The sequence below is a fragment of the Streptomyces cylindrosporus genome, from assembly GCF_022698165.1.
Lineage (GTDB): Bacteria > Actinomycetota > Actinomycetes > Streptomycetales > Streptomycetaceae > Streptomyces > Streptomyces cylindrosporus.
This window is the reverse complement of sequence record NZ_JALDAY010000019.1, coordinates 14,010-36,848: the sequence shown is the minus strand read 5'-3', so window position 1 is coordinate 36,848 and position 22,839 is coordinate 14,010. Positions and strand designations below refer to the sequence as shown.

At 69.6% G+C, this 22,839-nt stretch carries 18 protein-coding genes; 12 read left to right on the top strand and 6 right to left on the bottom strand.

Features of this window, described 5'->3' with window-relative positions; translation table 11 throughout:
• Positions 1-9 precede the first annotated feature (9 nt).
• From MQP27_RS45700 to MQP27_RS45690, 3 genes are read right to left on the bottom strand one after another with little or no spacing between them, the layout of a single operon-like run.
• Positions 10-876, bottom strand: coding sequence for a carbohydrate ABC transporter permease (locus MQP27_RS45700; protein ID WP_242776976.1), 867 nt, complete (start codon positions 874-876; stop codon positions 10-12).
• Positions 873-1,826, bottom strand: coding sequence for a carbohydrate ABC transporter permease (locus MQP27_RS45695; RefSeq protein ID WP_242776974.1), 954 nt, complete (start codon positions 1,824-1,826; stop codon positions 873-875). Before MQP27_RS45695 ends, MQP27_RS45700 begins: the two co-directional genes overlap by 4 nt.
• 39 nt (positions 1,827-1,865) lie before the next feature.
• Positions 1,866-3,191 (bottom strand): ABC transporter substrate-binding protein, encoded by a 1,326-nt coding sequence (locus MQP27_RS45690; RefSeq protein WP_242776972.1) that lies wholly within the window; start codon positions 3,189-3,191, stop codon positions 1,866-1,868.
• Positions 3,192-3,550: 359 nt separating this feature from the next.
• Here MQP27_RS45690 and MQP27_RS45685 point away from each other — a divergent pair, with 359 nt between their 5' ends.
• The 4 genes from MQP27_RS45685 to MQP27_RS45670 all read left to right on the top strand — a co-directional run bounded on the left by MQP27_RS45685 (position 3,551) and on the right by MQP27_RS45670 (position 8,393).
• Positions 3,551-4,567 (top strand): hydroxyacid dehydrogenase, encoded by a 1,017-nt coding sequence (locus tag MQP27_RS45685; protein ID WP_242776970.1) that lies wholly within the window; start codon positions 3,551-3,553, stop codon positions 4,565-4,567.
• A gap of 105 nt (positions 4,568-4,672) precedes the next feature.
• Positions 4,673-5,779, top strand: a complete 1,107-nt coding sequence (locus MQP27_RS45680) for a LacI family DNA-binding transcriptional regulator (protein ID WP_372511453.1) — start codon at positions 4,673-4,675, stop codon at positions 5,777-5,779.
• A complete protein-coding gene (locus tag MQP27_RS45675; RefSeq protein WP_308290089.1) occupies positions 5,776-6,798 on the top strand; it encodes a CehA/McbA family metallohydrolase in 1,023 nt (340 codons plus the stop codon). Before MQP27_RS45680 ends, MQP27_RS45675 begins: the two co-directional genes overlap by 4 nt.
• Positions 6,799-6,848: 50 nt before the next feature.
• Positions 6,849-8,393, top strand: a complete 1,545-nt coding sequence (locus tag MQP27_RS45670; protein WP_242776966.1) for a glycoside hydrolase family 140 protein — start codon at positions 6,849-6,851, stop codon at positions 8,391-8,393.
• Positions 8,394-8,475: 82 nt separating this feature from the next.
• On the opposite strand, the gene MQP27_RS45665 is transcribed toward MQP27_RS45670, so the two are convergent.
• The 3 genes from MQP27_RS45665 to MQP27_RS45655 are packed head-to-tail and all read right to left on the bottom strand — an operon-like array spanning position 8,476 to position 11,552.
• Positions 8,476-9,516, bottom strand: a complete 1,041-nt coding sequence (locus MQP27_RS45665) for a LacI family DNA-binding transcriptional regulator (RefSeq protein WP_242777282.1) — start codon at positions 9,514-9,516, stop codon at positions 8,476-8,478.
• 2 nt (positions 9,517-9,518) lie between these two features.
• On the bottom strand, positions 9,519-10,559 hold the full coding sequence (locus MQP27_RS45660; RefSeq protein WP_242776964.1) for a LacI family DNA-binding transcriptional regulator: 1,041 nt from the start codon (positions 10,557-10,559) through the stop codon (positions 9,519-9,521).
• Between the two features lie 9 nt (positions 10,560-10,568).
• Complete coding sequence (locus MQP27_RS45655) at positions 10,569-11,552, bottom strand: glycoside hydrolase family 43 protein (RefSeq protein ID WP_242776962.1); 984 nt, start codon at positions 11,550-11,552, stop codon at positions 10,569-10,571.
• A gap of 396 nt (positions 11,553-11,948) precedes the next feature.
• On the opposite strand from MQP27_RS45655, the gene MQP27_RS45650 reads away from it, so the two are divergent.
• The 8 genes from MQP27_RS45650 to MQP27_RS45615 all read left to right on the top strand — a co-directional run bounded on the left by MQP27_RS45650 (position 11,949) and on the right by MQP27_RS45615 (position 22,838).
• Complete coding sequence (locus MQP27_RS45650; protein WP_242776960.1) at positions 11,949-13,298, top strand: ABC transporter substrate-binding protein; 1,350 nt, start codon at positions 11,949-11,951, stop codon at positions 13,296-13,298.
• Positions 13,299-13,307: 9 nt separating this feature from the next.
• On the top strand, positions 13,308-14,288 hold the full coding sequence (locus tag MQP27_RS45645) for a carbohydrate ABC transporter permease (protein WP_242776958.1): 981 nt from the start codon (positions 13,308-13,310) through the stop codon (positions 14,286-14,288).
• Between the two features lie 6 nt (positions 14,289-14,294).
• Entirely contained in the window at positions 14,295-15,197 is a 903-nt protein-coding gene (locus MQP27_RS45640; RefSeq protein ID WP_242776956.1) for a carbohydrate ABC transporter permease, read from the top strand.
• 13 nt (positions 15,198-15,210) lie between these two features.
• Positions 15,211-16,143 (top strand): glycoside hydrolase family protein, encoded by a 933-nt coding sequence (locus MQP27_RS45635; protein WP_242776954.1) that lies wholly within the window; start codon positions 15,211-15,213, stop codon positions 16,141-16,143.
• 43 nt (positions 16,144-16,186) lie between these two features.
• A complete protein-coding gene (gene arfA / locus MQP27_RS45630) occupies positions 16,187-17,692 on the top strand; it encodes an arabinosylfuranosidase ArfA (RefSeq protein WP_242776952.1) in 1,506 nt (501 codons plus the stop codon).
• Positions 17,693-17,738: 46 nt separating this feature from the next.
• The gene (locus MQP27_RS45625) at positions 17,739-20,531 is read left to right on the top strand and encodes a LamG-like jellyroll fold domain-containing protein (protein WP_242776950.1); all 2,793 of its coding nucleotides are present in this window, start codon (positions 17,739-17,741) and stop codon (positions 20,529-20,531) included.
• A 90-nt stretch (positions 20,532-20,621) separates the two neighbouring features.
• Positions 20,622-21,389, top strand: coding sequence for a hypothetical protein (locus MQP27_RS45620; protein WP_242776948.1), 768 nt, complete (start codon positions 20,622-20,624; stop codon positions 21,387-21,389).
• A gap of 39 nt (positions 21,390-21,428) precedes the next feature.
• Positions 21,429-22,838: a glycoside hydrolase family 43 protein gene (locus tag MQP27_RS45615; protein ID WP_242776946.1), complete on the top strand. Its 1,410-nt coding sequence runs from the start codon at positions 21,429-21,431 to the stop codon at positions 22,836-22,838.
• The last annotated feature ends 1 nt before the right edge of the window (position 22,839 follow it).

Here is a 22,839-nt window from a genome sequence, read left to right as displayed (position 1 = left end):
ACTGATCCTTTACTTGAGGCTGCCCATGAGGATTCCGCTGCGCCAGTACTTCTGGAGGGCGAACATGAAGACCGCCAGCGGAATGATCGACAGCAGGGACCCGGTGAGGACGAGGGTGTTCATGTCGCGGGAGGTCTGCGCCTGCTGCACCCAGGAGAACAGGCCCAGGGTGACGGGGAAGGAGCGCTCGCCGTTGAGCATGAACAGGGGGAGGAAGAAGTTGTTCCAGATGTTGACGAAGTCGAGCATGAAGATGGTGATGCCGCCGGTGGTCATCAGCCGGAGTGCGACCGAGAAGAAGATCCGCGTCTCGCTCGCGCCGTCGATGCGGGCCGCCTCCATCAGCTCGGTGGGCATCGAGGTGTCGGCGTAGACCTTGCCGAGGTACACCCCGAAGGGGTTGATGAAGTACGGGATCAGCACCGCCCACACCGTGTTGGTGAGACCGATCTTCGCGAAGACCAGGTAGAGCGGGAACGCCAGCAGGGTGCTCGGCAGCAGCGAGGCGCCGACGATGACCCCGAACAGGGCGCCCCTGCCCCGGAATTCGTACTTCGACAGTCCGTAGCCGGCGGCCAGCGAGATGAACGTCGACCCCGCGGCGCCGACCGTGGAGTAGAGGACGGAGTTGGCGATCCAGCGGCCGAAGACCCCGTCGTGGTAGTCCCAGATGGCCTGGAAGTTGTCGGCGAGGTGGTTGGAGGAGAACCACAGGCCGAAGGTGGAGTAGAGGTCGGTCTGGTTCTTGGTCGAGGCCACCAGCAGGAACCAGGTGGGGGCGAGCGAGTAGAGCAGGAAGACGATCAGCAGACCGGTGGTGAGCGCCACCGCCCGGCGGGTGGGGCGTACGCCGCCCCCGGTGGTGACGGCGCTCATGACACCTTCCTGTTCGTGACGCGGTAGAAGACGAAGGCGAGGATGCCGGTGACGACGGCGAGGACGAGGGACTCGGCGGCGGCGTACTGGTAGTCGCCGGTCTTGAACGCCCGGTCGAAGATCTCCAGCATGGGCGTGAAGTCGGTGCTGATGGACTCCGGTGCCACATACCGCAGGAACAGCGGCTCGGTGAACAGCTGGAGGCGGCCGATCAGGGAGAACATGCCGGTCAGAACCAGGATCCCGGTGATGTTCGGCACCTTGATCGACCAGGCGATCCGCCACTCCTTCGCACCGTCGAGCCGCGCCGCTTCGTACAGCTCGCGGGGCAGTGCCTGCAGTGAGGCGGAGATCAGGATCATGTTGAAGCCGATGCCCTGCCAGGTGAGCAGGTTGCCCAGCGAGAGATAGGTGTTCAGGCCGCCGAAGAAGGTGACGGTGGTGCCCGCCCTGTCGCCGATGTCGACGATCGGGCTCGCGGTCGGGCTGTAGAGGAACAGCCAGATCAGCGTCGACACCACGCCCGGGATGACGTACGGGATGAGCAGTCCGGCGCGGAAGAAACGGACCGCCCGGGCCGCGACGCCGTCGAGCAGCAGGGCCAGCAGCAGCGAGATGCCCAGCATGACCGTGATCTGCGCGGTGCCGAAGAGCAGGGTGCGAAGCATCCCGGCCCAGAAGGTGCCGTCCGCCAGGATCGCCGAGAAGTTGGCGAAGCCGGTGAAGACGACCTTCGTCGGGCCGAAGCCGAGGCCGCTGCTCTTCTTCTCGTGCAGGCTCTGGTTGAAGGCGTAGCCGATCGGCACGACGTAGGTCAGGAGGAAGCCGATCAGGAAGGGCAGCATGAACAGCAGCCCCTTGTAGGCTCCCCGCCTCCCGGCCCGGCGGGGGGAGGTCCGCCGGACCGGGGAGTCTGCTGCGGCCTTCGCCGGCCGCGTGAGGGTGGACAAGGGTGTCTCCAGTGAGGTGCGCTCAGGGGGCGTTGACGGTCAGCTCGCGGCGACGGCCTTGACGCCCTTGCTCTTCAGGTCGGCCAGCACCCATTCCTGAAGGTGCGTCAGCATCGCCTTCACGGTGAGCTGCTTCTTCATGACCTTGCCCCACTGCTTCTGCATCTCGGAGTACATCGCCGCGTAGTCCGGGCCGTACTGCCACTGCTCGCCCACCCGGGACGCCGCGGTGGTGATGACCTGCGCGCTGTCGGACTTCCCGTTGAACATCTCGGTCGGAATGATCTTGTCGACGTACGGCGAGACGTCCTTGACCGCCGGGAAGAGCCCCGACTTGGACTTGGGGTCGGTGAGCGCGGTCAGAGACTCCTTGCTGCTGGACAGCCAGGCGGCGAACTGGGCCGCGCGGTCGGGGTACTTGCAGCCCTTGAGTACGGCGGTGACGTCGAAGTTGCTGGACGTCTGCGGCTTGGCGGTGTCGAAGACGGGGGCGTCGGCGAGCTGCCACTTCCCCTTCGACTTGGGGAAGTTGGTGTCGTAGATCGGCAGCTGCCAGGTCGACGTGGTCATCAGGATCGTCTTGCCGAGGTCCCAGGTCTTGAAGACGCCCGGGTCGGCGTACGAGGCGTTGGAGGCGAGATTGTTGTCGACCAGCTGCTGGACGACATCGCCCGCCTTGAGCGCGTCGGGCGAGGTGAAGCCGATCTTCCAGTGGTCGCCGTCCACGGCGTACCACTGCGCGCCGGCCTCCCAGGAGAGGTCGACCAGCGTGCTCGGGTCCTCGCCGGCCATGTTGAAGATCTTGACGTTCTTGTTCTTCTTCTGCACCGCCTTGCCGGCGGCGATCAGCTCGTCCCAGGTGGTCGGGGCCTTGACGCCGTACTTCTCGAACAGGTCCGCGCGGTAGGCGGTGAACAGCGGGGAGGAACCGGTGGGGATGCCGTAGGTGGCGCCACCCGGGCTGACCGCGTTCCAGGCCGGGACGGTGTAACGGGACTTGTACTGCGCGGCGACCTTCGTGATGTCCGTCAGGAGGCCGTCGGCGGCGAAGTTCGCCAGGTTCATCCCGTCCATCTTCGACAGACAGGGCGCGTTGCCCGAGGTGACCGCGGCGCGCAGCTTCTGGTAGACGGTGTCGCCCGCGGCGTTGACGAACTTCACCTGGGTCTCGGGGTGCTCCTTGTTCCACACCGCGACCTGGTCGGAGATGCCCTCGGTCCAGCTCCAGAACTCCAGCTGCACCTTGCCCTTGGTGGTCTTGGCCGCCGAGTCGGTGTCGTCGCCGCCACCGCAGGCACTCAGGACGAGGGACAGGGAGAGGGCAGCGGCCGCGCCGGCGAGGGTTCTCGTACGGATGGTGCTCATCGGTCCTCCGGGAAGGGGCGGACAGCGCCTGCGGTGGGGAGAGGGCGCGGGCGGCTGAAGGCAGGGCAGGCGAGGGTGGGTGGCTACAGAGTTTCAGTAACCGTTTCCCATGGACGGTAGGACGCAGTGGGCCCACGCCACAAGAGGGGGGAGCTCATTTGTTTCGACGAGCTTGCGGGCAGGTTACCCGCTGGCGGCCATTGACCTGCTGTTTTGGCATCCACCCCCGGATCGCAGGCGCTTCACCGCCGTACGTGCACCCCGGGAGGAACGTTGACTGGCCGAGCTGGCGAGCCCTAGCGTGGAATACGGTTACTACCTCGTTCTCACTTCCCCTCCTCGTGTAGAAGCGGAGATCCATGCCCACGTCAGAGCTGCCGCCGCGCGCCTTGTTCGCGATGAACCCGGTGCACCTTCCCGAACTCTTTCCGCCCCGGCTCATGGCACGGCTCGGCGACGTGGCCCGGATCGACCCCGCCCTGGTCCTCCAGGACTTCGGCGATCCGGCCATGGCCAAGGCGCTGGCCGAGACCGAGGTGCTGATCACCGGCTGGGGCTGCCCGCGCATCGACGAGGTCGTCCTGGCCGCGGCACCCCGGCTACGGGCCGTGCTGCACGCGGCGGGCAGCGTACGCAGCCTGGTCGCGCCCGCGGTCTGGGAGCGGGGCATCGTCGTGTCCAACGCCGTGCAGGCCAACGCAGTGCCGGTCGCCGAGTTCACGCTCGCCGCGATCCTGCTGTCCGGCAAGGACGCCTTCGGGCTGCGGGAGCGGTTCCGCGCCGAGCACGTCTACCCGCCGCCCGCCGACCACGCCGCGGTCGGCAACCTGGGCAGGCGGGTCGGGATCATCGGCGCCTCCCGGGTCGGCCGCCGCCTGCTCGAACTGCTGCGACCCTTCGACTTCACGGTGACGCTGTACGACCCCTACGTCGACGCCGCCGAGGCCGCCGCGCTGGGGGCCGCACTCGTGCCGCTCGACGAGCTGATGCGCACCAGCGACATCGTCAGCCTGCACGCGCCGGACATCCCGGAGACCTACCGCATGCTCGACCGCCGGCGGCTGTCGCTCATGCCGGACGGTTCCGTGCTCGTCAACACCTCCCGGGGCGCCCTCGTCGATCCCGACGCGCTCGCCGACGAGCTGGTCTCCGGACGGATCGGCGCGGTCCTGGACGTGACCGAGCCGGAGCCGCTGCCCGCGGACTCCCCGCTGTACCGGCTGCCCAACGTCTTCCTGACCCCGCACATCGCCGGTTCCCTCGGCAACGAGCTGGAGCGGCTGGGCCGCACGGTCGTGGACGAGCTGGCGCTGCTCGGCGCGGGCGCGCCCCTCGCGCACGCCGTGCACCAGGCGGACCTGGTCAACAGTGCCTGATCCGTCGGTCGTGCTCGGCTGCGGCGGAAATCGTTTACTGCTTTGCCGCGATGGTTTCTGCAACGACCAGGCCGCAGGGCTTTCCGATGCAGTAACGTCGGTCTCGTGACGGACAACGGGAACGGCACCCGCAGGAACTCAACGGCCAGCGGGACCAAGCGAAAGGGCACACGGTCGGACAGGCCGAGCACCATCCGCGATGTCGCGGGGAAGGCGGGCGTCTCGGTAGCAACCGTTTCCCGTACTCTGGCCGGCAACTATCCGGTGTCGGCGGAAACCAGAGCCCGTGTGATGGCGGCGGTGCAGTCACTGCACTACGTGGTGAACGTCCATGCGAAGGCCCTATCCGGGGCCGTCGCCGGTCCCGTCGCCCTGGTCATCCAGGACATCACCGGCCCCTCGCTGGCCCATGTCGCCGCCGGTGTGGAACAGGAGGCCACCAGCCGGGGCAGGCTGAGCCTGGTCTGCTCCACCCACGGCGACACCGCTCGCGAGGACGACCTGGTCCAGCTCATGCGGGAGCAGCACGCCGCCGCGGTCGTCCTCGTCGGCGGCGTGGTCCCGGACGACGCCTACCACCGCCGTATGGCCGAGTACGCCAAGGCCCTCGACGCGGCCGGCTCCCGCCTGGTGCTGGTCGGACGCCCCGCGCTGCCCGCCGGAATCCCGGCGACCGTGGTCGACTACGACAACCGGGGCGGCGCGTTCCAGGCCACCTCGCATCTCCTCGCCGCCGGGCACCGGCGCATCCTGTTCCTCGGTGGCGAGCCCGGCTTCAGCAGCTCCGAGCAGCGCCGCGAGGGCCATATGACCGCTCTGCGCGCCCACACGGTCCCCTACGAGGAGAAACTCGACGTGCCGGGCTCGTACAACCGTGCCTCCGGTTACCGCAGGGTGCGGGACGCGCTGGACGCAGGCCTGGACTTCACCGCCGTCTTCGCCGGCACCGACGCGATCGCGGTCGGCGTGCTGGCCGCCCTGCGCGAGGCGGGCCTCAAGGTCCCCCGCGACGTGTCGCTCATCGGTTTCGACGACGTCCCCTACGCCGCGGACCTGACGCCGTCGCTCACCACGGTCCGGGTGCCGTACGAGGAACTGGGACGCACCGCCGTACGCCTGGCGCTGGACCGCGAGGAGACCATCGCGGGCGACGACCACGTGGTCCTGAGCACCCAGTTGGTGATCCGGGAGTCGGTGCGGCCCCAGAAGTGACTGTGCGCGACGAAGCGGGAAGAGGGGTTCCGGAGTCTCGGTTCCCGCCGACGCGGGTGGCCGGCCGAGGGCGTGGCTGGTACCGGGGCGACTGCCATGTGCACTCGGTTTCCTCGAACGGCGGCGAGCTGACGCCCGGCCAACTCGTGGCAGCGGCCCGCACGGCGGGGCTCGACTTCCTCGCGACCACCGAACACAACACCGCCCGGACGCACGGTGCCTGGAGCCGGCACGCGGGCGGCGATCTGCTGGTGATCCTGGGCCAGGAGGTCACCACGAGGAGCGGCCACTGGCTCGCGCTGGGGGTCCGGCCGGGCCAGGTGGTCGACTGGCGCTACGGCGTGGAGGACGACCTGGTCGGCCGGCACCTGGACGAGGTTCACCGGGTCGGCGGGATCTGTGTGGCGGCCCATCCGCACGCGCCGTACGCCTCGGGCAGGTTCATGTACTCGTACCAGGGCTTCGACGTGGTGGAGGTGTGGAACGGACCGTGGAGTTCGGACGTGCCGTGGCAGGCGGACAACGAGGCGGCCCTGGCCGGGTGGGGACGCGGTCTGGCCGCGGAACTCCGCCGGGGCCGGTGGTGGCCCGCGATGGGGAACAGCGACACCCACCTGGAAGGCCAGCTCGGCAGCCCGCACACCGTCGTGCTCGCTGAGGAGTTGAGTGTCGACGCGATCCTCGCCGGTGTACGTGCCGGCCGCAGCTGGATCGCGGCCTCGGACGCCGTCGAGTTGTCGTTCGCCGTCTCTGCCGGTGACCAGAGCGCCGGGATCGGTGAACGGTTGACGACCGGCGACGAGCCGGCCGTGGTGCGGGTCGTGGTGCACGGCGTGCCCCGCGGCACTGTCAGCCTCCACACGGAACGGGGGGAGGTGTACGGCGCGTCGTTGCCCGACACGGGGGAGGGCACCGTGGAGTGGCACGTCGGAGCCGAGGAACCGGCGTTCGTCCGCTGCGAGGTCCGCGACGTGAACGGGCACATGGCAGCGCTCACCAACCCGGTCGTCCTGTCCTGAACCACGGACGCCCTGCCCCGAGTTTCCCGCACACCCGAGGACTCCGATCCATGAACATCCGCCCCTGGCGCCGGACTGAGCTGTCGTTCACTGCCGAGAGAAGTCACTCCGACCCCTACACGGGCGTCGAGCTGTGGGCCGACTTCACCCACCAGCCCACCGGAACCGTCCTGCGACGCCCCGCCTTCTGGGACGGCGGCTCCACCTGGCGCCTGCGGTTCGCCTCGCCGGCGGCCACGGGAGTCTGGACCTGGCGCACGGACGGCGATGTCGACGACCCCGGGCTCATCGGCCTCACCGGTGAACTCACCGTGGTGCACGCCGAGTCCGCCCGTCGCTTCGAGCGGCACGGGTTCTGGCGCATGTCCCCGGGCGCCCGCAGCCTGGTGCACGCCGACGGCACCCCCGCCCTGCTGGTCGCCGACACGGCATGGGCACTGCCCTGGCGGGCCACGCCCGACGACGCGCGCGTCTACGCCGCCGACCGGGCCGCGAAGGGGTTCAACGCCGTCCTGCTGATGAGCGTGCAGCCCGACATGCATGCCAGGGGCCCCCGCGACCGCACCCAGGACGAAGGCTTCGACGTCGGCTTCGAGGACCTGAAGGACGGTCGCCTCGCACGCCTCGACCCGGCCTACTTCCAGTACCTGGACGGGCTGTTGGACATCCTCGGCGAGCACGACATCGTCCCCGTTCTGCAGCCCGTCTTCCAGGGGTTCGGCTGGAAGGGACGGTCGGTGGCGGGCACGGTGGTGCCGCCGGAGGAGTACGAGCGCTACTGCCGCTACCTGGTGGCCCGTTACGGCGCTTCCCCCGTCGTCTACCTGGTGGGCGCGGACGGTTCGGGCGAGGAACCGCAGATCGCCGCGGGCGGCGCGGAGATCGAGGCATGGGACGCGTACGGCCAGCCCTGCGGGGTGCACTACCGGCCGCACGGCCGCAGCCGGGCCCACCAGGGCGCCGGCTGGCTCGACTTCCAGTGGTGCCAGACCGGCCACTCCGGCGAGCACCTCCCCGAGCGGGTCGCCGACATGCGGCGCAACGAACCGGCCAAGGGCGTCGCCAACGGGGAGCCCACGTACGAGAACTCAGGGACGACGGGGAAGGGCGCGGGCTGGTGGCAGGGCCATGAGGCCTGGTCCAACCTGTGCGCGGGCGGCACCATGGGCGTCGTCTACGGCGCGGGGAGCCTGTGGCAGTGGCGACTGCACGCGGAGGAGGGCGACCACGAGCCGTACTTCCTCGCCCCCGGCTGCGGCTGGCGGGAAGCGCTGGACTTCGAGGGCTCCCGCTACGTCGGCCTGATCGGCCGCGTCCTGGACGGGCTGCCGACCACCGACCTGCGCCCGGACTGGGACCGCGCGATGGCCGGCAGAGCCCTCAGCTCCCCGGACGGCACCCTGTACATCGCCTACGTCGAACACGGCGGCCCGCTGCGGCTGAACCCCGAGACCGCCGAGACGTTTCCCCGGTCCTTCCGGGTCATCGACCCGCGGTCGGGAGAAACGGTGTCCCAGGGCGTGCGCCCAGCCGACGAACTGACCGTCCCGGACGTAGGCGGCGCACCGCGCGTCTTCGTCTGTCACGACGGCTGACGGGCGGGGGAGAGGCGGCCACGGCGGGGGAGCCGCTGCCGTACCCGGCCTGGCCCCCTGTTGCGACGCGACCGCAGCGACGTCAACGGGCGGTGACGCCCGACTCCGTGGGCGCGGGAGTGGTGGTGGAGGACGCCCGGACGCGGAGGTCGAACCCTGTGCTCTCCCGGCGTCCCGGCAGTTCCCTGGAGTCCTCCCGGTCCATGCGGGAGCGCAGCAGCGCCACGGCCGTGCGGGCGATGGACTCGCGCCCGAGGTCGACCGTGGTCAGCGGCGGCGAGGCGAAGCGGGCGGCCTCGATGTCGTCGAAGCCGGCCAGTGCCACGTCGTCCGGTACGGCGATGCCGCTGCGGGCCAGGACCGAGAGCGCGCCGACGGCCACCACGTCGTGGAAGCAGAAGAGGGCGTCGAACCGGACACGGGTGCGCAGCAGCCGCGTCGCTCCGGCGACGCCGGACGACCACAGGTCCGCGTCGTCCACCCCGATGACCAGGGACTCGTCGTAGTCCACCCCGGCCTCCGCCAGCGCTGTGCGGTAGCCGCGCAGTCGCCTGGCTCCGGCCCAGGGGCCGGGCCGTTCTCCGATGACGGCGATACGGCGCCGCCCCTGGGCGAGCAGATGACCGACCACCGCGTGCGCGCCCTGCTCGTCGGCGGTCTCGACATAGTCCAGACCCAGCTGCGCGGCCTCGGCCGGCCGCTCGCCGAGGACGACCGTGGGCCGGGCGAAGGGCAGCGGCAGGTACTGCTCGGGGCCGAGGGCGTGCGGGACGTAGATGACGCCGTCCACGAGTTCCCGGTGCGACGACAGGACGGCCCGCTCCCGCCCGGCGTCCCCGCGCGTGGACTCCAGGACCACCTTCAGGCCCTGTGTCTCCGGCGACCTGATCACCTGTTCGGCGAACTCGGCGTAGAAGGGCTGGTAGAGGTTGGGCAGAACCAGGGCGATGGTGTCCGTGCGCCGGGAGCGCAGACCCCGGGCGAACGGGTTGATGTGGTAGCCGAGTTCCTCTATGGCCGCGCGGACCCGCTGCTCGGTCTCGGGGCTGTAGGACCCGGTGCCGTTGACGACGTTGGAGACCGTCTTCGTGGACACCCCGGCCTTCTCGGCCACGGTGCTCATCGTCACGCCCCGCCCCATCCGCCCATCCCTCCCAACGTCGATTCGCGGACCGTCAGTTCGAAGTCGGCGACGATCAGCCGGCCGGTGTCCTGGGGCGCCGTGCCGTTCATCCGGTCGTTCAGCAGGACCAGCGCCTCGCGGGCGATCTGCGCCGTGCCGGGAGCGACGGAGGTGAGCGAGGGAGAGGCGTAGCGGGCGTCGTCCAGGTCGTCGAAACCGGCGACGGCCACCTCGGCCGGGACCCGCAGACCCGCCTCCCGCACCGCGTACAGGGCACCCAGCGCCAGGGCGTCGGCGAAGCCCACCACGGCGTCGAACCGGACACCGGCCTCGATCAGCCGCCGTACTCCCGCCGCTCCGTGCCGCCGGTCCCAGTCGGGCGTGCCGACCTCGCAGACGAGCTCGGGCAGCCAGGGCAGACCGGCGTCGCGCAGTCCGTCCCGGTATCCCTCCAGACGCAGGTGCGCCGACGCCCGCTCGGGCAGGCCGGAGTGATCGGCGCCGAGCGCGGCGATGCGGGTGTACCCGAGGGACGCCATGTGGGCGACCATGGCCCGCACGCCCTCGCGGTTGGCCATGGCGACGCGGTCGACCGGTGCGTCGTAGGCGCGTTCCGACATGAACACCGTCGGCACGGTCCGGGCGACGGTCCGGGCCTGCGCGTCGGACAGCCCCACCGGGTACATCAGCAGTCCGCCCAGGTACGGTCCGTGCTCGCGCACCAGGGCGAGTTCCGCCTCCGCGTCCCCGCCGGTGAGCTCGGTCAGCACGGTCAGGTCGTGGCGTTCGGCCTCGCGCATGATCGCCTCGGCGAGCGAGGAGAAGTACGGCTGCGCCAGGTGCGGCAGGGCCAGGCCGACGAGTCCGGTACGGCCCGTGCGCAGGTTGCGGGCGACGGGGTTGGGGCGGAAGTCCAGTTCGGCGATGGCGGCGGTGACCTTCTCGCGGGTCCGCTCGCTCACCCCGGGCTCGCCGTTGACCACGCGGGACACCGTCTTCGGTGACACGCCGGCCCGCAGGGCCACGTCATGCATCGTGGACATGGCTGAACTCTAGGCTTCGGCCGGGGCGAGGTCGCGCAGCCCGGCACATTCGGCCGCCGTGAGCGGCAGCAGTGAACCGTGGCGCAGCCCGGGGGGTATCACGCAGCCGTCGGGACCGGCGGCCGGCAGCCACACCGGGCTGTCCAGGCGGTCCGCCCGGAAGGGGACGTATCCGCGGCCCTCGAACTCGTCCAGGAGCAGCAGCCAGCCGTCGCCGTCCGGGGCCGGCAGCACGATGGGGCCCTCCGCGTGCGCGAGGCCGGGCAGCTCGTCGGTGCCTCGTCCCACGCCCTGGGTGACGGGCTCGTAGTGCGGGGAGCGCAGGTCGCGGGAGCGTTCCACGAAGACGAACTTGGCGTGCGGGGCACCGGGGGTGCCGGGGAGGCGCTCGTCCTTGGTGAAGCGGTAGAACCAGCCGTCGTGCTCGACGACGGTGGAGTCGATCACCGGATAGCCCGTGTCCAGCCATGGCCGCGGGGCGGAGAAGGTGCGGAAGTCCTGGGTGGTGGCGCAGAACATGCGGTGGTACGAGGGGCTGCGGTGCTCGGGGTCGTACTCCGGGTAGACGGTGGAGGCCCAGAACACCAGGTACTCCTCGCGGGCGGGATCCCACACGGCCTCGGGGGCCCAGACGCAGCCCGCCTGCTCCGGCATGACCTCCACCCGGCGCGGACCGTCCCAGTCGTGCAGGTCGGCCGAGTTCCACACCAGCAGGCTGCGGCTGCCGTGCGCGATGGCCTGCTCCCAGCCGTCGCCGCCGTGGATGCGCAGGTCGGTGGCGATCAGGTGGAAGCCGCTGCCGTCGGCGGACCGGATCAGGAACGGATCCCTGGCTCCGCCGCCGTCCGGGGCCAGCGGTGCCACACCGTCCAGCTCCCGCCAGCGGTCCATGCGCGGTGAGTCGCAGAGGGAGAAGCGGACCTGCTCGCCGTCGGCCAGGTGCTCGCCCGTGAAGTGGGCGAGCAGATAGCCGGCGGGGGTGTTTCGGGGCAATGGGATCTCCTCTTGCTGGTGAGCCCTGGAGCGGCGTGAGCATCGCACCGCTAGTTCAACGATGTCAATGCGCTGGACAACCCGCGCCACGGCCGAAAACTTTCCGCTCATCACGCGGGATCGGCAGACATGCCCGAGACAAGGGACTGCTACCTGCGGATATGGCGGAGCGCCGGGGTGGATCCGTTGGGCCGGGCGTCTCGACCGGGCAAAAAACGTTGGACGAAGGGGTTGACGACGATGTACCTGCCCTACATTCTGATCCCGCTTCCAGCCGTGACACCCGGTTTGCCGGTTCCGGCGCTCACCGTCCGACGTAGCCGCCTTGGTCGGTGGAAGCAGTCGCAGTCGCCCGGTCGGCGTCGCGCCACACCCTCGGACAAGGAGTTGGACTCCATGCACCACTCAGCTCTCAGCAGGCGCTCGGTCCTGAGAAGCGCCGGATTCCTGGCCGGCGCCGTCGCCCTCGCCGGGTGCGGCAACAGCACGACAGGGGCGTCCAAGACCCCCGCGAAGGCCAAGACCGGAACGCTGACGATCATGAGCGCCCCGGGCGAGATCACCAGCGCCGAGATAACCGCCTTCGAGAAGGCGCACCCGGGCGTCAAGATCAAGGTGATCAACACCGACGCGACCCGGCTCAACGCCATGCTGGCCGCCGGCGACCCCCCGGACGTGGTGCGCGACGCCGGAACCGATGTCACCCCCTACATCGGAAGCCGGGGCGTCGCCCTCAACCTGGACGAGTACTTCGCCCAGAGCAGCATCCTCAAGGAAGCCGACATCCTGCCCATCAACGACGTCTGGAAGTGGGACGGCACCCACCAGGGCAAGGGCTCCCGCTACGGGATCGCCAAGGACTGGTCGCAGGACTCCATGTGGTGGTACAACGCGGACATGTGGGACGCCGCCGGACTCTCGGCGCCGGACCCGGCCAAGCCGATCACCTACGACGAACTCCTCGACGCCTCCCGCAAGCTCACCAAGTCCTCGGGCGGCAAGACCACGGTGCACGGCCTGTTCACCACCACGGCCAGCATGAACCGCATCGGCTCCATCGCGGCGACCTCCGGCGGCCGGATCCTCTCCGCGGACCTCGGCACCGCCGACTTCACCTCACCTGAGGTGATCGCCGCGCTGACCTGGCTGGTCGACGCCGCGAAGGCCAAGGTCGGCTACTCCCTCCTCGACCCGAGCCCCGACTGGGACGGCCCCCAGTACGTCGCCGGCAAGCAGGCCACCTCCGGCCAGGGCTTCTGGTTCGGCGGCTTCCTCGGCTCCACCGCCCCGGCGTACGAGTCGAAGACGGTGTTCGCCGCCGCGCCCATGCTGGGCAAGAAGCGGGTCAGCCCCTCCTTCGGCGCCGTCGGCTACTGGATTCCGGCGAAGTCCAAGAACCCGGGGGCCGCCTTCCAGTTCATCGAGTGGTACTGCGGCGGCGAGGGCGCCAAGAAGCGCATCGCGGCCGGCAACGGTCTGCCCTCCCTCAAGTCGCTGCTCGCCGTCGTCCCGCAGAAGACCGCCTTCCAGAAGGCGGCGTTCAAGGTGCAGACGGCCGAACTCGACTACGTGGACGTCCTGCACAACGCGACCCCCTACGCCCTGACCACGGCGCTGGACACCACCATCGCCAAGACGTTCACGTCGGCGGTCGGCGGCGGCGCCTCGGTGGCGAAGCTCGCGGACCAGCTGACCAAGGAAGTCAACGCCGTCCTGGCGAACGGCAAGAAGCTCGCCGGGAAGTAGGGGACTGGCATGCGCTCGCGAACCGCCCGGACCACCGAGCCGTCCAGGAGGCGACGGCTCGGCGGACGCCGGGGTGAGGCCCTGGCGTTCTACGGTTTCGTCTCCCCCTGGCTCCTCGGCACCGCCCTGCTGACCGTCTTCCCGGTGGGCTACGCCGTCTATCTGAGCTTCACCGCCTGGGACGGCGTCGCCCCCTTCAAGCCCTGGGTGGGCCTGGACAACTACCGCGAGGTCCTCACCTCGGCGGACACCATGTCCTCACTGTCCAAGACGCTGCTGCTGGTGGCCATCGTCGTCCCGACGACGATCGTCGGAAGCCTGGTCCTCGCGGTCCTGCTCAACGAGCGTGTCCGTGGCCGCACGGTCTTCCGGACCCTGATCTACATCCCCGCGATCGTGCCGCCCGTCGCCGCTTCGCTCATCTGGAAGGTGGCGTTCGACCAGAACTCGGGAGCCGTCAACCGGTTCCTGAGAATGCTCGGCGGCACCGCGGTGAGCTGGCTGACCGGCAGCCACGCCTTCGTCGTCCTGGTCGTCGTGCTGCTGTGGGGCATCGGCGCGGGCATCATCATCAACCTGGCCGCCCTGCAGACCGTGCCGGCCGAACAGCTGGAGGCCGTCAAGCTGGACGGCGGGGGCGCCTTCACGGCCTTCCGGCACGTGACGCTCCCGGTGATCTCTCCCGTGCTGCTCTTCCAGACGGTCCTGGTGACCATCACCACGCTGCAGACCTTCGTCCCGGTCCTGCTGCTCTCCCCGATGAGCGACAGCGGCATCTCGAACGTCTACACCAACATCCCGAACGCCAACCGGGTCTACATGGTCGACGTCTACTCACAGTTCTTCGCCTACGGCCGGTACGGCTACGGCTCGGCGATGCTGACGGTCTTCTTCCTCGTCATCGTCGCCATGACCGTGATGATCTTCAAACTGGCCGGACGGACCGTGTTCTACGCCGTCGATCCCAACGCGGCCGCGAAGGAAGGCTGATCCGCCATGGCACTGAAGGAAAGCCAGCCGATCGCGGTGACGCCCTCGACGCCGGCGCACACCCGGGCGGCCGTCCCGAAGGCCGCAGGACGCCGGCGAAGCCGCAAGCGCCTGCTGGTGTTCACGATCCTGCTCGTCGTCTCCGTCCTGATGCTGCTGCCCTTCGTGGAGCTCCTCATCGGCTCGCTGCGGCCGTCCTCCGAGACGAGCTCCGACACCTGGCTGCCGTCGACGCTGGACTGGCGCAACTACGCCGACGCCGTCAAGGTCATCCCGTTCTGGCGGTACGGGCGCAACTCCCTGATCCTGGCCACCGTCAACGCCCTGCTGACGACGATCAGTTCGGCGCTGGTCGGCTACGGCTTCGCACGACTGCGCGCTCCCGGCAAGAACCTGCTGTTCGGCCTGCTGATCTCGACCATGATGGTGCCGCAGATCGTCACCCTCATCCCCACCTACCTGCTGTTCGCCAACCTCGGCCTGGTCGGCACGTACTGGCCGTGGGTGCTGTGGGGTTCGGCGGGAGCACCGTACGCGATCTTCCTGTACCGGCAGTTCTTCTCCAGCTTCCCCAAGGAACTGGAGGAGGCGGCCGTCATCGACGGGGCCGGCCGGATCCGCATCTTCGTGCAGATCTTCCTGCCGCTGTCGCGCCCGCTGCTGGTCACGGCCTTCGTCCTGGCCTTCAACGTGGTGTGGGGCGACTTCATCGCGCCGAACCTGCTGCTCGACCAGTCGAACACCACGCTCGCGGTCGGCGTGGGCACGGGCTATGTCATGGGCCAGGGCTTCCCGCTGCCGAACCTCATCGCGGGCGGCGCCGTCCTCTACCTGATCCCCGTCATCCTCCTGTTCCTGGCCGCACAGCGCTCCTACGTCCGCGGCTTCGCCAACTCCGGTCTGAAGTGAGGGAATCCGGTCCATGGCTGACGCAGTGAACGCGCCTCTCTTCCGCGACCCCGTCCACGACGGGGCGGCGGACCCCGTGGCGGTCTGGAACCGGCAGGCGGGCGAGTGGTGGCTCGTCTACACCAACCGACGGGTCGACGCCCCCGGTCCCGGCGTCGCCTGGGTGCACGGCACCGACCTGGGCGTGGCCGCCTCCACCGACGGCGGCCGGACCTGGACGTACCGCGGCACGCTCGACCTCCCGGACCCGGATTGGGGCCGCAACACCTTCTGGGCACCGGAGATCGTCTGGCACGACGGGCTCTACCACATGTACGTCAGCTGGATCCGCGGTGTGCCGTCCGACTGGACCGGCGACGCCGAGATCCGCCACTACACCAGCCCCGACCTGCTCACCTGGACCCACCACGGTGCCCTGGACCTCGGCTCGGACCGGGTGATCGACGCCTGCGTGTACCCGCTGCCCGACGGCGGCTTCCGGATGTGGTTCAAGGACGAGACGCACGGCTCGTTCACGTACGCCGCCGACAGCCCGGACCTCTACCACTGGCGGCTCACCGGACCAGCCGTCACGCACCGCCCGCACGAGGGCCCCAACGTGTTCACCCTCGGCGGCCACCACTGGATGATCGTCGACGAGTGGCGCGGTCAGGGCGTCCTGCGCTCGGACGACCTGGAGCACTGGGAGTACCAGGGCCTGATCCTCGACACTCCCGGCAGCCGCCCCGACGACGGCGGCATCGGCCTGCACGCCGACGTGGTGGTCCAGGGCGAGACGGCGTACGTCTTCTACTTCACCCACCCCGACCGCACACCCGACACGGACGAGGCCAGTTACGCGTTCCGCCGCTCGTCCCTCCAGATGGCCGCCCTGCGCGTGACCGACGGCCGGCTGACCTGCGACCGGGACGAGCCCGTCGAACCGAGCCTGGCACCCGAGTCCTGAGCCCGACCCCTCCCTCCACCGGCCCGACCGTGAAGGAACCCCCATGCCATCCACCGCGCGGTTCGTCCTCGACCCCGCGTTCGCCGTCGGCGACGTCGACCCCCGCCTGTTCGGCTCGTTCGTCGAACACCTCGGCCGCTGCGTCTACACCGGCCTCTACGAACCCGGACACCCCGCCGCCGACGCCGAGGGGCTGCGCACCGACGTCCTCGAACTGGTCCGCGAACTCGGCGTGACCGCCATCCGCTACCCGGGCGGCAACTTCGTCTCCGGTTACGACTGGGAGGACGGCGTCGGCCCCAAGGAGAGCCGGCCGCGCCGCCTCGACCCGGCGTGGCGGTCCACGGAGACCAACCAGTTCGGCCTGTCGGAGTTCATGGACTTCGTCCGCAAGGTCGAGGGCACCGAGCCGATGCTCGCCGTCAACCTCGGCACCCGGGGCGTAAAGGAGGCCCTGGAACTGCTGGAGTACGCCAACCACCCCGGCGGCACGGACCGTTCCGACCAGCGGGTCGCCCACGGCGACAAGGAACCGTACGGCGTCCGGCTGTGGTGCCTGGGCAACGAGATGGACGGCCCGTGGCAGATCGGCCACAAGGACGCCGACGAGTACGGCAAGCTCGCCGCCGCCACGGCCTGGGCGATGCGCCTGGTCGACCCGGACGTGCAACTGGTCGCCTGCGGCAGCTCCGCGCAGTTCATGCCGACGTTCGGCGCCTGGGAGTCGACGGTCCTGGAGCACACGTACGACCTCGTGGACTTCGTCTCCATGCACGCCTACTACGAGGAGAAGGACGGCGACCGGGACTCCTTCCTCGCCTCGGCGGTGGACACCGAGTCCTTCATCGAGAACGTGATCGCCACCTGCGATCACGTGGGCGCGCGGCTTAAGTCGAAGAAGCGGATCGACATCTCCTTCGACGAGTGGAACGTCTGGTACTCCTCGCGGCCCGAGACTGAACGCCGCAACTGGCAGGAGGCGCCGCGGCTGCTGGAGGACGTGTACTCGGTCACCGACGCCGTCGTCTTCGGCTCCCTGCTCATCGCCCTGCTCCGCCACGCCGACCGGGTCCGTGTGGCCTGCCTGGCCCAACTGGTCAACGTCATCGCCCCGATCATGACCGAACCGGGCGGGCCCGCCTGGCGCCAGACGACGTTCTTCCCCTTCGCGCAGGCGTCTCAGTACGGGCGCGGCCGGGTGCTCCAGGTCCACGTGGACAGCCCGACGTACGAGACCGCCAAGTTCGGCGAGGTGCCCCTCCTCCAGGCCACCGCCGTCGCCGACGAGGAGACCGGAGCCGTCACCGTCTTCGCCGTCAACCGAAGCCGGACCGACGCCCTGCCCCTCGAAGTGAGCCTGCGCGGCCTCGAAGGCCTGACCCGCGTGGCCGAGCACTCGGTCCTCACCGACGCCGACCCGGACGCCCGTAACACCCTCGACGAGCCCGAACGCGTCACACCCACCGCCGCCGAGGGCACCTCCCTGGACGGCGGCGTTCTGCGGGCCACCCTCCCCGCTCTCTCCTGGAACATGATCCGCCTCTCCTGAAGTCCCCGACTCCCCTCCCACCCGCTCCCGTTCGAAGAGGAACGCAATGCGAAGATGGCGAAGCCGCCTGGTCGCGGCGATAGGAAGCGCGGCTGCCGCGCTCGGACTGGTAATGCTCCCCGCCACGACGGCGCACGCCGCGTGCACGACGTACTACGTCTCGTCCTCGTCCGGCAGCGACAGCAACGACGGGTGCAGCGCGAGCACCCCGTGGAAGTCGCTCTCCAAGGTCAACGGGACCACCTTCACCGCGGGCGACCAGATCCTGTTCCAGAAGGGCGGCTCCTGGAGCGGCGAGCTCCAGCCGCAGGGATCCGGCGCGAGCGGCAGCCAGATCGTCATCTCCTCGTACGGCTCCGGTGCCGCGCCCATCATCGACGGCGGCGGCGCGGCGGCCACCGTCTACCTGCACAACCAGGCGTACTGGACGATCCAGAACCTGGAGATCACCAACACCTCGTCCACCGCGGCCGTTCGCAGCGGCATCCAGCTGCAGAACGACACCAGCGGGATCCTCGCCGGCATCCACATCGTCAACAACAACATCCACGACGTGAAGGGCTACTGGTCCAACAGCGGCGGGGTCCAGCCCAGCGAGTCCTCGGGCATCGCGTTCAACGTCACCGACGACAACACCACCAGCGGCTGGGACGACGTCCAGATCACGGGCAACACGCTCACGAAGGTCGACGCGGGCGGCATCTACATCGGCTCGCTGCTCGGTCTCAACCACGACATCAACGCCACCAACGTCGTGATCGACGGCAACACGATCACCGACGCGGGCGGCAACGACATCGTCTGCGTCTTCTGCGCCTCGCCCGTCGTGCAGAACAACGTCGCCACCGACAACGGCTACCGCTACTCCGGCGCCGGCCTGTGGACGGCCTGGTCGACGGACGGCCTCTGGCAGTACAACGAGGTCTCCCGCCAGTACCGCAGCCTCTACGACGGCCAGGCCTTCGACATCGACAACCACACCAGCGGAACGGTCGTGCAGTACAACTGGAGCCACGACAACCCGTTCGGCTTCACCGAGTGGTGCTGCTACAGCGGCTTCGCCGCGAAGACTTCGGTCGTCCGCTACAACATCAGCCAGAACGACGGCGCCTCCAACGCGGTCTTCCCGCTGATGTCCGGCGTGGACACCGGCAGCACCGCCACCGTGTACAACAACACGATCTACCTGCCCGAGGGCAACAACGGCAAGGTCACCGACGGGACGCCGAACGGCACCCTGACCTTCTCGAACAACATCATCTACAAGCTGGGCAGCGGCGGTTACTCCACCAGCAGAACCACCTGGACCCACAACCTCTTCTACGGCGACCATCCGTCCACCGAGCCGTCCGACTCCGCCAAGATCACCACCGACCCGCTGTTCGTGAAGCCGGGCGGAGGCGGCGCGGGCCGCTCCACCGCCGCCGCCTACAAACTCCAGAGCGGTTCCCCGGCGCTCGGCGCGGGCACGCTCATCTCCGGCAACGGCGGCAAGGACTACTTCGGTACGACCGTCTCCTCGACCGCGGCCCCCAACATCGGCGCCTACAACGGCGCGGCCGTCTCCGGCCCCACCGCCACCTCCGGCGCCTACTGGCCGCTGGACGAGGCCACCGGCACCGCGACCGCCGACATCAGCGGCGGCTCCAACAACGGCACCCTGCAGGCCGGAGCCTCCTGGACCACCGGCAAGTTCGGCGCCGGCGCCGTCAGCCTGAGCGGCGCGAGCAACTCCTGGGTGGACGTGCCCACCACGGCCGTCGACACCAGCGGCAGCTACTCGGTCTCCGCCTGGGTCAAGCCGAGCAGCCTCACCGGCAACCAGACCTACGCGAGCATCGACGGCAGCAGCATCAGCCCCTTCTACCTCCAACTGTCCGGCGGCACCTTCGCGTTCACCGTCCGCAGCGCCGACTCGACCGGCGCGAGCTACAAGCAGATCACCGGCGGCTCCCCGACGACCGGCACCTGGTACCACCTGACCGGCGTGTACGACAACAGCGCCCACACCATCGCCCTCTACGTCAACGGCACCCTCCAGGGCACCACCGCCTTCTCCTCTCCGTGGAAGGCGACCGGTCACACGACGATCGGCCGCGCCAAGTGGAACGGCGCCAACGTCGACTTCGCCAACGGCGCGATCGACGACGTCCGCATGGTCCCCAGAGCCCTGACCGCGCGGGAGGCGTACGCCCTCGGCACGGGCGCGGCCGGCTACTACCAGCTCGACGAGGGCAGTGGGCAGAGCTTCGCCAACCTCCTCGGCAACACCGCTAGCGGCTACACCGAGGGCAACACCGCCTGGGCGGGCAGCGGCAAGGTCGGCAGCAACTCGCTCAGCTTCAACGGCTCCGGCACCACCATGGCCGTCGTACCGTCCTCGGTGATCGACACGGGCCAGAGCTACTCGGTCGGCGCCTGGGTCAAGCTGAACAGCCTGACCGGCAACCAGACCTTCGCCAGCCTGGTCGGCTTCAAGGTCAGCCCGTTCTATCTCCAGCTGTCGGGCGGCAAGTTCGTCTTCGTCACCCGCGCCGCCGACGACAACGGCTCGACGGCCACCAACGTCACGGCGAGCGCCTCGGCGGCCACCGGCACCTGGTACCACGTGCTGGGCGTGTACGACAGCAGCGCCCAGACGATCTCGCTGTACGTCAACGGCACCCTCCAGGGCACCACCGCCTTCAGCAGCCCCTGGACGGCCAGAGGCGCCACCCTGATCGGGGCCGCCACCTACAACCAGGGACCCGTCGACTTCACCAACGGCCAGATCGACGACGTCCACTTCTACAACCGGGTGCTCACCAGCTCGGAGATCCAGACGCTCGCCGCCGGCTGAGCCGGCGACGAGTCAGCGGGTGCCCGGCCCGGAGAAACGGCTCCTTCGGGCCGGGCGCCCGCTTCCACCACTCACGTATGGGGGTCCACGATGACCACGTCGGTGCGCCAGGCCCGCCGCCCTTCCACGACTCCCCAGCGCCGCACGGCCCGGGGGCGGACCGTCCCCGGCTGGGCGGTCGCCGTCGCGGGCGTCCTCGGCGCCGTGGTGATCACGGCCGTCGTCCTGCTGACCGCCGGACACCGGGACGCGGCGGCCGGAACACCGGCCCCGCTCGCGCCCCCGCCCACCGCCGTGGTCGCCGAGATCAACGGCCAGGACATCCCCGTACGCGAGTTCACCCTCTACCTGGCACAGGAACGGGCCGCCACCTTCGCCCACTTCCGGCAGGCCTACGGCGTCAGCGACGGCCCCGACTTCTGGACCACGCCCCACGGCGGCACCACCCCGGCCGCCTACGCCAGGAAGCTCGCCCTCGCCGACGTCACCCGGGCCGCCGTCGTCCTCGGCCTGGCCCAGCGGCACGGGCTGATCGCCGACCCCGGATACGACGCCTTCCTGACCTCCTGGACCGCCGAGAACGCCCGCCGCCGCGACGCGGTCGCCGCCCACCAGGTCGTCTACGGCCCGGTGCAGTACACCGAGGCCAACTACCTCAACTACGTCCTGCACGACCTCGACGCCCGCCTGGAGACGAAGCTCACCCGGAGCGGCGACATCACGGTCCCGGACCGGCTCAAGGGACAGGACCGCCAGGCATACGTCCACGAGCGCTACCGGTCGATGACCGCGAAGCTCGCCCGGTCGGCCCGCACCCGCGTCGCACGTGCCGTCTACGACGCCGTCCCGGTGAACTGACCCACCCACGCCACCCGCGCCCCTCCCTCGGAGACCCTCATGAGCACGGAGCCCAGCCCCGGCATGCCCCGACCCTCCCGCCGTCTCGTCCTCGGCATGGCCGCGGCCGTCCCGCTGTCCCTGTCCGGAGCCCTGGCCCTCGGCGCCGGCACCGCCCGCGCGGCCACCGGAACCCCTTACGTGATGGGCTACTTCACCGAGTCGCCCGACAATCTGGGTTCCGACTACGGCCTGCACCTGGCGGTCAGCACCGACGGCCTGGAATGGACCCCGCTGAACCAGAACAACCCCGTCGTCACCCCCACCGGCGGCTTCGGCGGCCTGCGCGACCCCTTCATCCTGCGCAAGCAGGACGGCGCCTTCGTCGTCATGGCGACGAACCTCAAGGGCACCGACTGGACCCAGGAGAGCCAGTACATCCACGTCTGGGACTCCACCGACCTGCGGTCCTTCGACAACTACCGGCTGCTGAAGCTGCACGACATGGCCACCCACAGCTGGGCGCCCGAGGCCTTCTGGGACGCCGGCCGTGGCCAGTACGCGATCATCTACTCGTCCGTCAACAGCAGCGGACACAACGTGATCATGGTGAGCTACACCACCGACTTCCAGACGGCGACCACCGGGCAGCTGTTCTTCGACCCCGGCTACGACGCGATCGACGGCGACATGGCCGTCGGCGTCAACGGCGTCAACTACATGTACTTCAAGAACAACACCACCGGGAAGATGCTGGGCGCCAAGTCCACCACCCTCGATCCCGGCAGCTTCACGGCCTTCACCGGCACCGTCTCCCACGGCAGCACCGAGGCACCCATCCTGGTCAAGTCCCAGACCTCCGGCACCTGGTACCTGTGGGGCGACTCCTACACGCCCAACGGCGTGTTCTACGCCTGGCAGACCAGCGACCTCGCTTCCGGCACCTGGACGGCCCTCGACCAGCGCGTCTACACACAGCCGCTGAACTCCAAGCACGGCACCGTCCAGCCGATCAGCCAGACCGAGTACGACAACCTGGTCGCCAAGTGGGGCACTCCCACCTGGAACCGCCTCAAGTCCTCCAACTACCCCGGGCGTTACTGGCGGCACGTCGACTTCGTCGGCCGGATCGACCCGTACCCCTTCGACCCGTACACCGACTCCCAGTGGAAGCTGGTGCCGGGCCTCGCCGACTCCTCGGGCGTCTCCTTCCAGTCGGTCAGCTATCCCACGCGGTATCTGCGGCACTTCAACTACCAGCTGGAGCTGGACGTCAACGACGGCACGTCGACGTTCGCCGCGGACGCCACGTTCTACAGGACGGCCGGGCTCGCCGACTCCACGTGGACGTCGTTCCGTTCGTACAACTTCCCCGACCGCTACATCCGGCACTTCAACTACGTCCTGCGCATCGACCCGATCTCCACCAGCCTGGAGAAGGCGGACGCCACCTTCCACGTGGGGTACTGAC